Origin of the sequence: Bacillus sp. FSL M8-0350 (assembly GCF_038593345.1) — a bacterium.
GTDB classification, from domain to species: Bacteria; Bacillota; Bacilli; order Bacillales; family Bacillaceae; genus Bacillus; species Bacillus safensis.
Map to the genome: position 1 here is coordinate 1,767,973 of NZ_CP151985.1, position 13,376 is coordinate 1,781,348.

At 39.5% G+C, this 13,376-nt stretch carries 18 protein-coding genes; 11 read left to right on the forward strand and 7 right to left on the reverse strand.

Going from position 1 to position 13,376, the window contains the following annotated elements; all coding sequences use genetic code 11:
• Positions 1-29: 29 nt before the first annotated feature.
• The 6 genes from NSS80_RS08975 to NSS80_RS09000 all read left to right on the forward strand — a co-directional run bounded on the left by NSS80_RS08975 (position 30) and on the right by NSS80_RS09000 (position 2,031).
• The gene (locus NSS80_RS08975; protein ID WP_024425141.1) at positions 30-533 is read left to right on the forward strand and encodes a TlpA disulfide reductase family protein; all 504 of its coding nucleotides are present in this window, start codon (positions 30-32) and stop codon (positions 531-533) included.
• 28 nt (positions 534-561) lie between these two features.
• A complete protein-coding gene (locus NSS80_RS08980; RefSeq protein WP_229137412.1) occupies positions 562-732 on the forward strand; it encodes an FbpB family small basic protein in 171 nt (56 codons plus the stop codon).
• A 50-nt stretch (positions 733-782) separates the two neighbouring features.
• Positions 783-926 carry an acid-soluble spore protein N gene (locus NSS80_RS08985; RefSeq protein WP_008357830.1) on the forward strand — a complete coding sequence of 48 codons (144 nt, stop codon included), beginning with the start codon at positions 783-785 and terminating at the stop codon, positions 924-926.
• Between the two features lie 14 nt (positions 927-940).
• Positions 941-1,183, forward strand: coding sequence for a small acid-soluble spore protein Tlp (tlp, locus tag NSS80_RS08990; RefSeq protein ID WP_024427090.1), 243 nt, complete (start codon positions 941-943; stop codon positions 1,181-1,183).
• A 107-nt stretch (positions 1,184-1,290) separates the two neighbouring features.
• Positions 1,291-1,716 (forward strand): thioesterase family protein, encoded by a 426-nt coding sequence (locus NSS80_RS08995; RefSeq protein WP_041117527.1) that lies wholly within the window; start codon positions 1,291-1,293, stop codon positions 1,714-1,716.
• Between the two features lie 3 nt (positions 1,717-1,719).
• Positions 1,720-2,031, forward strand: coding sequence for a hypothetical protein (locus NSS80_RS09000; protein ID WP_041117529.1), 312 nt, complete (start codon positions 1,720-1,722; stop codon positions 2,029-2,031).
• 39 nt (positions 2,032-2,070) lie between these two features.
• On the opposite strand, the gene NSS80_RS09005 is transcribed toward NSS80_RS09000, so the two are convergent.
• On the reverse strand, positions 2,071-2,358 hold the full coding sequence (locus NSS80_RS09005) for a HesB/YadR/YfhF family protein (RefSeq protein ID WP_041117530.1): 288 nt from the start codon (positions 2,356-2,358) through the stop codon (positions 2,071-2,073).
• Between the two features lie 97 nt (positions 2,359-2,455).
• On the reverse strand, positions 2,456-3,037 hold the full coding sequence (gene plsY / locus NSS80_RS09010; RefSeq protein WP_024425146.1) for a glycerol-3-phosphate 1-O-acyltransferase PlsY: 582 nt from the start codon (positions 3,035-3,037) through the stop codon (positions 2,456-2,458).
• A gap of 75 nt (positions 3,038-3,112) precedes the next feature.
• On the opposite strand from plsY, the gene NSS80_RS09015 reads away from it, so the two are divergent.
• From NSS80_RS09015 to parC, 4 genes are all read left to right on the forward strand, one after another.
• Positions 3,113-3,241, forward strand: coding sequence for a hypothetical protein (locus tag NSS80_RS09015; RefSeq protein ID WP_257995200.1), 129 nt, complete (start codon positions 3,113-3,115; stop codon positions 3,239-3,241).
• Positions 3,192-3,605, forward strand: a complete 414-nt coding sequence (locus NSS80_RS09020; protein ID WP_034283453.1) for a CoA-binding protein — start codon at positions 3,192-3,194, stop codon at positions 3,603-3,605. The genes NSS80_RS09015 and NSS80_RS09020 overlap by 50 nt, the downstream gene beginning before the upstream one ends.
• Before the next feature lie 417 nt (positions 3,606-4,022).
• Positions 4,023-5,990, forward strand: a complete 1,968-nt coding sequence (gene parE / locus NSS80_RS09025) for a DNA topoisomerase IV subunit B (RefSeq protein WP_024425148.1) — start codon at positions 4,023-4,025, stop codon at positions 5,988-5,990.
• A gap of 2 nt (positions 5,991-5,992) precedes the next feature.
• Positions 5,993-8,431: a DNA topoisomerase IV subunit A gene (gene parC / locus NSS80_RS09030; protein WP_317222027.1), complete on the forward strand. Its 2,439-nt coding sequence runs from the start codon at positions 5,993-5,995 to the stop codon at positions 8,429-8,431.
• A 53-nt stretch (positions 8,432-8,484) separates the two neighbouring features.
• Here the strand turns inward: parC and NSS80_RS09035 are convergent, their stop codons facing one another.
• From NSS80_RS09035 to NSS80_RS09045, 3 genes are all read right to left on the reverse strand, one after another.
• Entirely contained in the window at positions 8,485-8,610 is a 126-nt protein-coding gene (locus NSS80_RS09035; RefSeq protein WP_255222231.1) for a hypothetical protein, read from the reverse strand.
• A 43-nt stretch (positions 8,611-8,653) separates the two neighbouring features.
• Positions 8,654-8,989: a hypothetical protein gene (locus NSS80_RS09040; RefSeq protein ID WP_317222026.1), complete on the reverse strand. Its 336-nt coding sequence runs from the start codon at positions 8,987-8,989 to the stop codon at positions 8,654-8,656.
• Positions 8,990-9,182: 193 nt separating this feature from the next.
• Positions 9,183-10,355, reverse strand: coding sequence for an MFS transporter (locus NSS80_RS09045; RefSeq protein WP_214755198.1), 1,173 nt, complete (start codon positions 10,353-10,355; stop codon positions 9,183-9,185).
• Positions 10,356-10,579: 224 nt separating this feature from the next.
• Between NSS80_RS09045 and NSS80_RS09050 the strand changes: the two genes are divergently transcribed.
• Entirely contained in the window at positions 10,580-11,149 is a 570-nt protein-coding gene (locus NSS80_RS09050) for a sugar O-acetyltransferase (RefSeq protein ID WP_317222025.1), read from the forward strand.
• Between the two features lie 295 nt (positions 11,150-11,444).
• Here NSS80_RS09050 and NSS80_RS09055 read toward each other — a convergent pair whose 3' ends face one another.
• Together NSS80_RS09055 and NSS80_RS09060 are read right to left on the reverse strand one after the other, a co-directional pair.
• Positions 11,445-12,290, reverse strand: a complete 846-nt coding sequence (locus NSS80_RS09055) for a hypothetical protein (protein WP_317222024.1) — start codon at positions 12,288-12,290, stop codon at positions 11,445-11,447.
• A 327-nt stretch (positions 12,291-12,617) separates the two neighbouring features.
• The gene (locus NSS80_RS09060) at positions 12,618-13,376 is read right to left on the reverse strand and encodes an adenylate cyclase (RefSeq protein ID WP_254966702.1); all 759 of its coding nucleotides are present in this window, start codon (positions 13,374-13,376) and stop codon (positions 12,618-12,620) included.

Sequence of the window (13,376 nt, forward strand, 5' to 3'; positions counted from 1 at the left end):
TTCTTTTTTAAAATAGTGGAGGATCAATCATGTGGAAAAAAGGAATGGCAAGCGCTGTTTTACTTGTGTTGATTGGTTTACTTGCGTGGAATTTATTTGGGCCAAAAGAGCCCGCAATCGGTCTTGAAAAAGGGGATCAAGCCCCTGATTTTGAACTGAAAACCCTTGATGGCAAAACCGCCTCGTTATCTGATTACCGAGGGAAAAAGGTGCTCGTCAATTTCTGGGCGACATGGTGTAAGCCGTGCAGGACGGAAATGCCGGATCTAGACGCGATTAGGAGCGAAAATGACCAAGTTGAAGTACTAGCAGTGAATTTAACGACCACTGAAAAGAGTGTGGATCATGTGGCAGCATTCACAAAAGAATTAAAGGTGAGCTTTCCTGTTTTATTGGACCAAAAAGGCATTCAAGCAAGATATCAGGTGCTTTCATACCCAACGACATACATATTAGATGAAAAAGGACGCATCATGTCTGTGAAGCATCAAATGCTGACAAAAAAAGAAATTGAAAAAGAGCTGGATCTATAATGATTCAGCTCTTTTGCTTATTTTCTAAATGTTTTGGCGAAAATGTAATCATACATATATGGAGGTGAGTGAAATGAGAAGAAGAAAACGACGCACATTTGAAGAGCTTGTGCTTGAAAATAAAAAAGAATTATTAAGCAATGAGGAATTTTTAAACCAGCTTGAAGAAAAGTTGGAAGAGCGATTTAGACAGAAATAAGTTATGAATTATCCGTTTTCGTTCATCCTAAAGAAGAGGGAGGGATGATAATGGGTAGAGAGCATGATAAACAAGCGCAGTTTACACCAGACCATTTAGGGACAAAACCTGTAGCATACAAACGGAATAAAGGTAAAAAGATGCATAATAAATCAAATGAACAGCCTGATGTGATACAGACGAAGGGCGAATAAGGAGGGGAATCATCATGAATAACGAGTCATATCAATCCAATCCAGATGATCGTTCTGATAATGTTGAAAAGCTGCAAGATATGATCGAGAACACTCTTGACAATATTGATGAATCTGAAGCAGCGATGTCCGTTTCAACAGAGACAGAAAAGCAAATGATCAAACAAAAAAACGAAAACCGCAAAATGAGTATTGACGCGATGCGTTCTGAGATCAAGGACGAAGAAGCAGCAAGAAAGAATGGCTATACCGAATAAACCAGGGATTCCTGGTTTATTTTATTGCCTCTTTTTAGAAGAACCATTTGGAATGTGGTAAAATGACAGAGACAGACCTTAGGTTTTGATAGGAGAGCGATGAAAACGTGTATATATCCAAAAAAGAAATAGAAGTCCGTTATGCAGAAACAGATCAAATGGGCATCGTGTATCATGCCAATTATTTAATTTGGATGGAAGTTGGCAGAACAGCATTGATAAAAGAATTAGGTTTTTCCTATGCACAGCTAGAAGCAGACGGCGCTCTTGCACCTGTTATAGACTTGCAGGTTCAATATAAAAAACCATTGCTGTATGGTGAAACAGCAACCGTTCATACATGGATTGAAGAATATAATGGGGTCAAAACGGTGTATGGCTATGAAATTCAAAAACCTGATGGACAAACAGCGATTACAGGGACAACCTCACATATTTGTGTCGATAAAGACACCTTTAGACCTATTCAATTTAGAAAAGCCTTTCCTGCCTGGCATAAAGTATATGAACAGTCGAAGAAGAAGCAGGTTTAATTTATGGCTTTTGGTATTAAACGAAGCGATTTAAACGCTTGGAAATCAGCTGTCCAGCAAGGAAAAGTTGCTTTTTTAACACACTACTGGCTTGATGACCGTTTTCCAAACGCCAATACCGTCACAAAAGCAGCCTGTCAGGATATGAAGCGGTTAGTTGAGTGGGGAGAAAGACATGGACTAAAAAAAGAATGGATTCATGACCGCGAAGGGTTTCCTCATTTTGACTTGATCGGTGAGCCGCAAAAAAGAATTCTGCAAAAGGAACGATCTTTAGGAAACATTCAGGAGTATGGGCTGTATATTGAAGTGTAAAACAAAAAAGATACCCGAGGGATGAGGTATCTTTTTTGTTTATTCATAATGAAATTCTGGTTCTTTCACGGACTCGTTATAATCAATATGCAGATCATGGTTGTCAAAGTACCAAATATCACTTTCCTCAATAAAGAAAGTAATGCCTTCTATTTCAGCGGTTGCGCCGGCATTTTGAGGTTCATCTTTTGCGACGCCTAGAGAAAAGCCTTTTTGTACATTACTGCACCCGCCATATCTCACAAAAAAGCGAACTTGATCACCTTTTTCTAAATCTAATTCATCCTTGTACCAATTGAGTGCATCTTTTTTTATCGTTAATTTCAATGTGATCGCCCCTTTTTGAAGTCATGCTGTTTTTAAAATGCAGGATGCAAAAACAGCTTTTCTTTACTTTTACCACATATTTAAATGGATGAAACGGCTAGAGCCATTTGATTTTTGGTTCAGTTTTGTTGAGAATTCGTTTGAGGTTGGCGATGTGTCTGTAGATCACAAAGCCAGCAAGAACGGCAACAACAATGATTAAGAATAGGTCTTTGGTGAATATGCTGTAAATGAATGTATAGATCCCGGTCAGCATGGATGATAGTGAAACATATTTACTAATGTATAAAAATAAGAAAAAAGCAGCGATCATCGTGATAAATAGGAATGGGGCATAAAATAGCAGCACACCGCCTGATGTAGCGACTGCTTTTCCCCCTTTAAATTTTGCAAAGACAGGAAAGCTGTGACCGATAACAGCAGCAACTCCTGCTAATAAGGGATGGATGTCCAGCTGCATGAAAAACGGTAGAGCTGAAGCAAGCGTCCCTTTTAGGATATCAGCAGTAATCACAATAGACCCTGCTTTTACGCCAAGTGTACGAAATGCATTCGTCGCACCTAGGTTTCCGCTGCCATGTTCACGGATATCGATTCCCTTTGCAGCTTTCCCGACAATGAGACCGGATGGAATACTGCCGAGAAGATAAGCCAAAATAAACATCAAAGCAATTAACATCTGCATAACTCCTTTATATTCTCCCTCTTGTCTTACATTTTAACATGATCTTGTGAAAAACATGGGGAACTTTTTTTGAAAAAATCGAAAGCAGATGGATTCAGCTTTGTTTTTAAGCAGAAATTCGCTAAAATAGAGGAAAAGGAGTGTCTTGATGAACAATCCTACGAAAGAAGAAATTGGCCGTATATTAAAGAGCAGTAAACGAATTGCTGTTGTTGGTTTATCAGATCAGCCGCACCGGACGTCTTATATGGTGTCTAAAGCGATGCAGGATGCCGGGTATGAGATCATTCCAGTGAATCCAACGATTGATGAAGCTCTCGGTGTGAAAGCAGTCGCTTCTTTAAAAGACATAAAAGAGCCTGTTGATATCGTCAATGTTTTCAGACGTTCAGAGTTTTTGCCAGAGGTGGCAGAAGAGTTTCTCGAAATAGACGCACCTGTTTTTTGGGCGCAGCAAGGCATATATCACGAAGAAGCGAAAAGGCTGATTGAGGAAAATGGCAAGGTCGCCATCATGGATTTATGTATCAAGGTGGCTCATGCGATGACAAAAACTCATTAAATCGTCAAAAATCCTTGGTTTTTCAAGGATTTTTGCTTTTTTGTTGAAGAAATATATTTGCGATTCTGAAAGAAAGCGATAAAATAAGGCGACAGGGACATATCGGCGGCCTTGCATATCGAGAAAAAGAGCGATAAGATAAATATAGAACATTTGTTCTGATTTGCTAAAACCATCATATGATTGCATTTGGCTTATGAAACAGTCTTGTTTATAATGGACTTCTAGTTCTGATTGCAGAATGTAGAATGATTCTCATAGCTGTGCAAAAGAGCATGTATTGGTGAATGACACATGCATGATGATGATGCAGCTTATTAAAGTGGACAGTAATGAGCAGCATGATCATCATTAAAATCTAGAGAGATCATTTGATGATTAGCCGGTTATGTTTGTTAGTGAAAGGGGATTAAGCATTTGGTTAAAAAGCAGCAAGTAGATTATAACGATGATTCTATTCAGGTGCTAGAGGGGCTTGAAGCGGTCCGTAAACGTCCAGGGATGTATATTGGATCTACAGATTCGCGCGGTCTTCATCACCTTGTCTATGAGATTGTAGACAACTCTGTCGATGAAGTGCTCGCTGGCCATGGAGATCATATCATTGTCAAAATACATAAAGATAACAGCATTTCCGTCCAAGATAAAGGGCGTGGAATGCCTACTGGTATGCATAAGCTTGGAAAACCGACACCTGAGATCATTTTAACGGTCCTGCACGCAGGCGGAAAATTTGGTCAAGGCGGATATAAAACAAGTGGTGGACTTCACGGAGTTGGGGCATCTGTTGTGAACGCGCTGTCAGAATGGCTCACTGTCACAATTGAACGTGACGGATTTATTTATCATCAGCGGTTTGAAAACGGCGGTAAACCTGTCACATCACTCGAAAAAATCGGAAAATCGAAAAAAACGGGGACACTGATTCATTTTAAGCCGGACCCTACCATGTTCAGTGTTACGACCTATAATTTCGATACATTATCAGAGCGTTTAAGAGAATCTGCCTTTTTATTAAAAGGGTTAAAAATAGAGCTGATCGATGAACGGCATGATGTACAAGAAACGTTTTATTATGAGACAGGCATTGAAGCCTTTGTTGCTTATTTAAATGAAGAAAAAGATGTTCTGAGTGAAGTCGTCTCATTTGAAGGAGAGCATCAGTCCATTGAAGTAGATTTTGCTTTTCAATTTAATGATGGCTATTCGGAAAATATCCTTTCTTTCGTTAATAACGTCAGAACAAAAGATGGCGGAACACATGAGTCTGGTGCCAAAACGGCCATGACGAGAGCCTTTAACGAATATGCTCGCAAAGTCGCTCTTTTAAAAGAAAAAGACAAAAATTTAGAAGGCACTGATATTCGCGAAGGACTGTCTGCTATTATTTCTGTCAGAATTCCTGAAGAGCTGCTTCAATTTGAAGGGCAGACAAAAGGAAAGCTTGGGACAAGTGAGGCACGTTCAGCTGTTGATGCTGTTATTTCTGAAAAACTTGCGTATTTCCTTGAAGAAAACCGGGAAACAGCCACTCTTCTCGTGAAAAAAGCGATTAAAGCGCAGCAGGCAAGAGAGGCTGCTAGAAAAGCCCGTGAAGAGGCAAGGAGCGGCAAGAAAAGGAAAAAGTCTGAAGCCACGCTGAGCGGAAAATTAACACCTGCCCAATCTAGAAACCCAGCAAGAAACGAACTATACCTAGTAGAGGGTGACTCAGCGGGCGGGTCAGCAAAACAGGGGCGCGACCGTAAATTCCAGGCAGTGCTGCCGCTGCGCGGAAAGGTCATCAATACAGAAAAAGCAAAGCTTGCTGATATTTTCAAAAACGAAGAAATCAACACCATTATTCATGCAATTGGTGGAGGCGTCGGTGTCGATTTTAATGTAGAAGACATCAATTATGACAAAATCGTGATCATGACAGATGCGGATACGGATGGAGCGCATATTCAAGTGCTTCTCTTAACATTCTTCTACCGCTATATGAAGCCGCTGATTGAGCATGGCAAAGTGTTTATTGCACTCCCGCCTTTATATAAAGTCAGCAAAGGCTCAGGGAAAAAAGAAATCATTGAGTACGCATGGTCTGATGAAGAAATGGATGACGTTTTGAAGAAAGTTGGAAAAGGGTACACGATTCAGCGCTACAAAGGGTTAGGTGAAATGAATGCCGACCAGCTATGGGAAACGACAATGAATCCAGAATCGAGAACACTTGTCAGGGTCAAAATTGATGATGCTGCACGTGTGGAACGCCGCGTCACAACTCTAATGGGTGACAAAGTAGAACCACGCCGTAAATGGATTGAAAAGAATGTCGCCTTTGGACTTGATGAGGAAAGCAACATTCTTGAAAATGAAAACTTGTCGCTAGCTGAGGAGGTTTAAACATGGCACAACAAGAACGATTTCATGATTTACCATTAGAAGAAGTAATCGGCGACCGATTTGGCCGCTATAGTAAATATATTATCCAAGACCGTGCGCTTCCAGATGCACGTGATGGACTAAAACCTGTACAACGAAGAATTTTATATGCGATGTATGCAGAAGGAAATACGCAGGATAAAAACTTCCGTAAAGCCGCTAAAACAGTCGGTAACGTGATTGGTAACTATCACCCGCACGGAGACTCATCTGTTTATGAAGCGATGGTAAGAATGAGTCAGGAGTGGAAAGTACGAAATGTACTGATTGAGATGCACGGGAATAACGGGAGTATCGATGGTGATCCGCCTGCTGCCATGCGTTATACGGAAGCAAGGCTGTCTGCTATTGCTTCAGAGCTTTTAAAGGACTTAGACAAGGAAACCGTCGAATTTGTCGCAAACTTTGATGATACAAGTAAAGAGCCCGTTGTATTACCAGCGATGTTCCCAAACCTTCTTGTGAACGGATCAACAGGGATTTCAGCCGGCTATGCCACAGATATCCCTCCGCATCACTTGGGAGAAGTCATTGATGGCGTTATTAAACGAATCGAACAGCCGCATTGTACGGTTGAGGATTTAATGACGGTCATCAAAGGGCCAGATTTCCCAACAGGCGGTATCATTCAAGGTGTGGACGGTATTAAGAAGGCGTATGAAACAGGAAAAGGAAAGATTATGATTCGAGGCAAAGCGGAGATTGAAACCATCCGCGGCGGACGCCAGCAAATCGTCATCACAGAAATTCCTTACGAAGTGAATAAAGCCAATCTTGTCAAAAAGATGGACGAGTTCCGAATTGAAAGAAAAGTAGAAGGCATTTCAGAGGTCCGAGATGAGACAGACCGTACTGGGCTTCGAATCGTAGTAGAGCTGAAAAAAGAAGCAGATGCAAATGGTGTGCTGAATTTCTTATATAAAAACTCAGATCTGCAAATCCCATATAACTTTAATATGGTAGCGATACATAATCGAAGACCGACCTTAATGACGCTCACCACTGTACTAGATGCATATATTGCCCATCAAAAAGAAGTGGTGACGAACCGCTCAGCGTACGAGCTTCGAAAAGCGAAGGAACGCCACCATATTGTCGACGGATTAATTAAGGCACTTTCCATCTTAGATGAAGTCATTGCCACAATCCGCTCCTCTAATGATAAGCGTGATGCAAAGAACAACTTGATGGCGAAATATGACTTTACAGAAGCACAATCAGAAGCGATTGTTTCACTCCAGTTATATCGTTTAACGAATACAGATATTACGCAATTAAGAGACGAAGCAAGAGAGCTAGATGTGCGCATAGCAGAGCTTGAAGACATTTTAGCGAACGAGAAAAAGCTGCTGAAGGTCATTACAAACAGCCTGAAAAAGCTCAAAAAGACATATGCTGATGAGAGAAGATCCGTTATTGAGGAAAAAATCGAAGAAATTAAGATTAACCTTGAAGTGATGATCGCATCAGAGGATGTTTATGTGACAGTCACGAAGGATGGTTACATCAAACGGACAAGCCAGCGCTCCTATGCTGCCTCTAACGGTAAGGACTTTGGCATGAAGGATACTGACCGTTTGATTCATCAGTTTGAAATGAATACAACGGATGTTCTTCTGCTGTTTACGAATAAAGGAAGCTACATTTATTGTCCTGTTCACCAGCTGCCAGATATACGCTGGAAAGACATGGGGCAGCATATTACGAATATCATTTCGATTGATCGCGAGGAATCCATCCAAAAAGCCATTCCAATAAAAGAATTTGATGAAACGTCATATCTTTTATTCTTTACGAAAGGCGGAATGGTGAAGAAAACAGAGCTTCTTCAATATAAGGCGCAGCGTTATTCGAAACCGCTTGTCGCCTTGAACCTAAAAGGTGACGATGAACTCGTCGATGTTCATGTCACAACAGGACAGCAGGAATTGTTTATTGCAACGAAAAATGGTTACGGTTTGTGGTTTGATGAAGAAGAAGTAAGTGTTGTTGGACCGAGAGCGGCCGGCGTCAAAGGAATCAATTTGAAGGAAGGGGACGAGGTAGTCTCTGGCCAGATCATCGATCCGAAAAACGATGTCCTTGTGCTCACGACACAAAGAGGGGCTGTAAAGCGAATGAACCTCTCTGAGTTTGATAAAACATCAAGAGCGAAACGCGGGGTTCTTATGCTGAGAGAATTAAAGAAAAACCCGCACCGTATTGTGGCTGTGATCGCTGCATCTCTGCACGATACACTTGAAATAGATACAGAAAAGGGTACAACGATTCCGCTTGAAATCTCTACTCTAAGAGCAAATGACCGTTATAGCAATGGATCGTTTATTGTAGATGAGGAAGAGCAGGGAGAAGTGACTCATGTCCTTCTGACGCCTGAACGTGTGCCAGATGACAATAAATAAGCAAACGAAAACCCCCTGCCAGTCGCAGGGGGTTTCTTTTATATACGGGTCTTTTAGCTCTCGTGGTTGCCAAACATGCTTGAAATGGCGTGCACTACTTCAATTCCTTGGTAGACGAAAAGAGAAAGTGAAGTGACAGAGAATAGACCTAGAATGAAAATTCTTAAGAAAAATAACATCGTGTAAAACCTCCCAATTTTTGTTTTGATTTAGATGGTTGGGTTAAACACGAGCTAGTCGGAAATAAGAAGATTGGTAGAACACTGCAAGTAAATGCTTCTTTTTCCGGTCAAATCGATCAGTATGAGTGATGCGTGCAAATCCAGCTGTCATACTGCCAATAATCAGCAGTGCTGTAAATGCGGCAAATACTGTGTTCACATGTTTTTGTTTCTTTTCATCGCCCATTGTCTGAACGATTTTCATTTCATGTGATTCTTGATCGGCAACCACCTTTGCATGATGGTATACCTGAACGGAATGAGGCATTGAGAACAAATGAAAACTTGCAAGTGCTATGCATAAAACACCTAATTTTAATAGCATATTTTTTTTCATTTTTCTCACCCCTTCCTGGTTATTTTCATGATCTTACCACGTTTTCAGTTATTTGAAAAGTCTTATTTTTTTACTTTCCCTCTTTAAAAAAGCGATAAACATCAGGACATCTATAGGACTGTTTCACTTCATGAAAGGTTTCAATTTTATTTTTTAAATTTAAAAAAGTGCCATGATCATGGATCAGACACTTTTAGTGAGCTTGTAATGAATGCGGTTTTGCTACAGCTTTAGTAAAGATTCCTGCAATACATATGGCAAATAGAACAAAGATAAAGGCATGAAGCAGTCCTACTTGATTGGCAAGCAGCCCTAATATAGGAGGACCGGAAAGGGAGGCTGTGTAACCAGATAAGGTCACAATACTGACGCGTTTGACAGCGTACCTGCTATCATCGCCAGCTGCAGAAATGGTCAGCGGAAAGCCTAAAGATGCGCCAAGTCCCCATAAAAAGATCGATATCATACATACAACAAGTGAAATTTTTAAAATGACTAAAAATAGGCCGGCAGCTGCTGATAAAATCGCAACTCTTAGCAATAACACTCTGCCAAAGCGATCGATCAAACGTCCGCTGATCAGTCTGCCGCTAATCATGCCGCACAAAAACAAAGCATAGATGACTGTACTCATGGAATGTGAAACTTGGTAGCCATCTACCATTGCAAGTGGAATCCAATCATTGGCCGAGCCTTCGACAAACGCAAGACATAAGGCGATCATCGCAAGAGATATCGTTCGTTTGTTCAGCCATGCCGTTTGACTAGACTCAACTGTATCGGGCTGCTTCTCATGCTGATCCTTTCCTGTCCCATGCGGGATAAACCGTGTACAAATCAATATGCTGAGGAACAGCAGAAGGGCAATAGCGAGAAGGTGTATCAATACAGAGATGCCTAGATGGATAAAAAGAATACCAGCACCTGCTCCAATTAAAGTCCCAATACTAAAGGAAGCGTGCAATATAGGCAGAATGGTTTTCTTGATGCTGTATTCAATCTCTGTTCCTTCTAAGTTCATCGCTACATTACACATGCCAGAGCCTGCGCCAAAAAGAAAAAGACCAGAAGTGACGACAAAGATAGAAGAGAGTGTTGAACCAATGGCAAGAGTAGTGAATCCAAGGAACATCAAAAAAGCACTGATCACAATCGCCACTCGTCCGCCTTTTTTGCGGACGAATACATTTGAAAGAACAAGCCCAACAATTGAACCAACAGATAAACCGAGTAAAATAAGTCCCATTGTTCCTGTGTTTGCTTGTAATAAATCTCTCACTTCCGGTGTCCGTGAAAACCATGTTGAGATGGAGATTCCAGACATCGTAAAGATCACAATAATTGCTTTATACCACTTTAATTCCATCTAATCCCTCGCATTTAAAATATATATGTTATTGAACAAATCTACTCGATTATAAATGAGACTTGCTGATTCGTAAATAACTTGCTGCAGGAACATGATTAATTCTAGTCAAAAGAAATCATTCCTTCCCAATTCTTTTGATGAGAAGGTAAAATAAACATAAAGAGGCGGTAGGATGGAAATCATATCGCATCAGTATAAATAGAAGGGAGGAGAGGAACAACATGAAAAGTGAAAAGGAAAAAATGATCCAAGGAGAACATTATGTATCTAGTGACCAAACACTGATCGCAGATCGTGAAAGAGCCAGACAATTGACATACGCATATCAGCAAACCAATCAGCAAGAAAAAAGAGCATCCATTTTAAAGGAATTATTAGGCGCTTGCGGAAATGATGTCGTTTTTGAAGGAAGACTGCAGTGCGATTACGGATACAATATCGAGATTGGTGAGCATTTTTTTGCAAATTTTGATGCAGTATTTTTAGACGTTTGCAAAATTACCATTGGACATCACTGTTTATTAGGTCCGAATGTACATATTTATACGGCTGGACACCCGCTTGATCCGATAGAACGTGCAAAGGGCATTGAATTCGGCAAACCAGTCACCATTGGAAACCATGTATGGATTGGCGGCGGTGCTATTATTAATCCAGGTGTCACAATTGGTGACAATGCTGTCATTGCATCTGGTGCCGTTGTGACAAAAAGTGTCCCAGCAAACGTGGTGGTTGGCGGAAATCCTGCAAAAATCATTAAATATCTTGATGAATCAAAATCTGGCGAATAAACGGCAGATTTTGATTTTTTCTATTTTGTCTCAATAAGATAAGTATACTTAATTATGAGACAAGAGAAATTCGTTTAATGTGTAGCTTCCTAGAATATATATTATGTAAACTAGGAAATGAGAATACATATTAGCGTCATTCCATTATTTGTGTACAGCGAAGTAAACATGGATCCATTAATGAACTAAAAGTGGATCCATTGTTGTACAGGGACATGAATAAGGGTCCATTCAGGACGTGAACAAGGGTTCATTCTGAACCCCCTTCCTGCTTCTAATAATTTATTTAACATTTTCATACCTGTTCACTAATTGGTTGTTCTGACTCTAAGAAAAATTCTACAAAATCACGTCCAAACTTGGAGATCTCAAATTTGTCTTTTGACTTAAATTTTGGCTCTTTTAATTTTGGTAATGAACGTTTAAACTTCGGATTTGTCAACTTGTCTAAAAAGGAGTGTAGTTCTTTAAATGCTTTTGAAATTTCCTCAAGATCATCCGTGATTTCCAAGTCGGTTTTTGTTGTTAACACTCCTATCCTAAGTAGATTTCTACGAACTGCTTTATATTGCTCATAGCTTATACCATGTCTGTCCATAAATTCCTGAAACGTTTCTTTTGATTCTTGATCAAATGCAAAACGAGAAGCATACATAAGTCTAAGGACAGATATATCCACCATTCTAAGTTCTTTTAAGACGTCGTAATAGGTTAGGATAAAGTCATTCGAAACATGGTGATGTTCAGTAATATTTACGAATCCATTTACCATATATTGAATTTTTTCTTCCTGTTGTTCGTCTATAACGTAATCCAGCACATATTGGAATAACTGATCAATCTGTTCTTTTTGTTCGAATGTTTTTAATTCTAGATTTAAACGGATTTCCTCTATTTTAGATTGCAATTCTTCTGTGAATGTTTTGATGTTTCTTTCAAAACGGACACGTTTATAACTTTGAACCGCACCTGAGATCCCAGGAATGAGTGAACTTGCTGCATCAACAAGAATATCACCTGTCATGCTTGTTAAAGATTCCTTTGCAATATCAGCAGCTGTGTCACTACTAACATTTAAAAAAGTATCAAGAGCTAACTCACGCCCTGTTTGTTGGATATCTTTCCTTCTACTGTCATTCAAAAATAACCTCTCCTTTTGACTTAGATAGAACAATGTGCTTTACTAGACATTCTATTTTTTCAGCCATGAATGTAATTCTAGTCAGACCTCTTTAAATCCTTCAGCAATCATCTTCCGAACTTCATTCGATGATTTTCCTTGCTTGCTGAAGTATGATTAGCTTGACTTACTTCTTTCTGAGAACCTGTGCAGGAACATGTACGGATCCATTAGGATTCCCCGGATTCCCCTTCTTGAAATGTAATATTTAAAAACCTCTACGTCCTTATTAAATTAAATTGGTCGTAAAGGTTTTCAGGAGGATCTTTAACCTTCCCTAATGTTAATTTAATTTGTCTCATTCATTCCATTATTAATCCAATCATTAAAATTTCCAATGATCACATTTCCATGATATATATCGCCTAAATTTAGGTCATTCTTGACTTTCCACCAATTTTTAGCATTCTCATTATTTTTCATCTGTTCTTTTATATAATTATTATAAAAGATTTTAGACATTACTATTGGTTCTACAGGCGGTTTATTACCTAAATCAGATAATTTAGATGCGTGTGTCACAGCGTCTCCGATCCATACTAAATTATTTATCCCAGAAGATTTTCTTCCTGCTTTTACAGCTAATGTTTCTTTTGCAGCTAATCCTATTCCAGCCTTAATATTAGGTAACTTTCTTTCTTCTAATAATTTATTTAACATTTTCATATAAGTATTAATGTAAAAAGCCCTGTGAGCAATATCGAAAATATTTTCCCTAAAGGGTACTGAATAAATTGAATAAACGCAGTCACCTCTTATTCCTATTTCAATCAAGTTGTCATCAGTGTCTTTTTTTAGGATTTCTATAATTTCAGAGGTGAAACCGCGTATAACTTTAGCAACTTCCACCTCATCTTGTGAAAATAATTTTGTAGAGTCTCGCAAATCTACAAAAATTGCTCCAGCCCACGCCTTATATCCATTGGTATAGGTGAAATCATCGTCATTCTGAGGAAATTTATCAACTTCTTTTACGGCATCTGTATTATCTAAAATTTCCTCTACTTTCTTTTTTCTCGTCAAGTAGTCATATCCTTTAATCTTCAT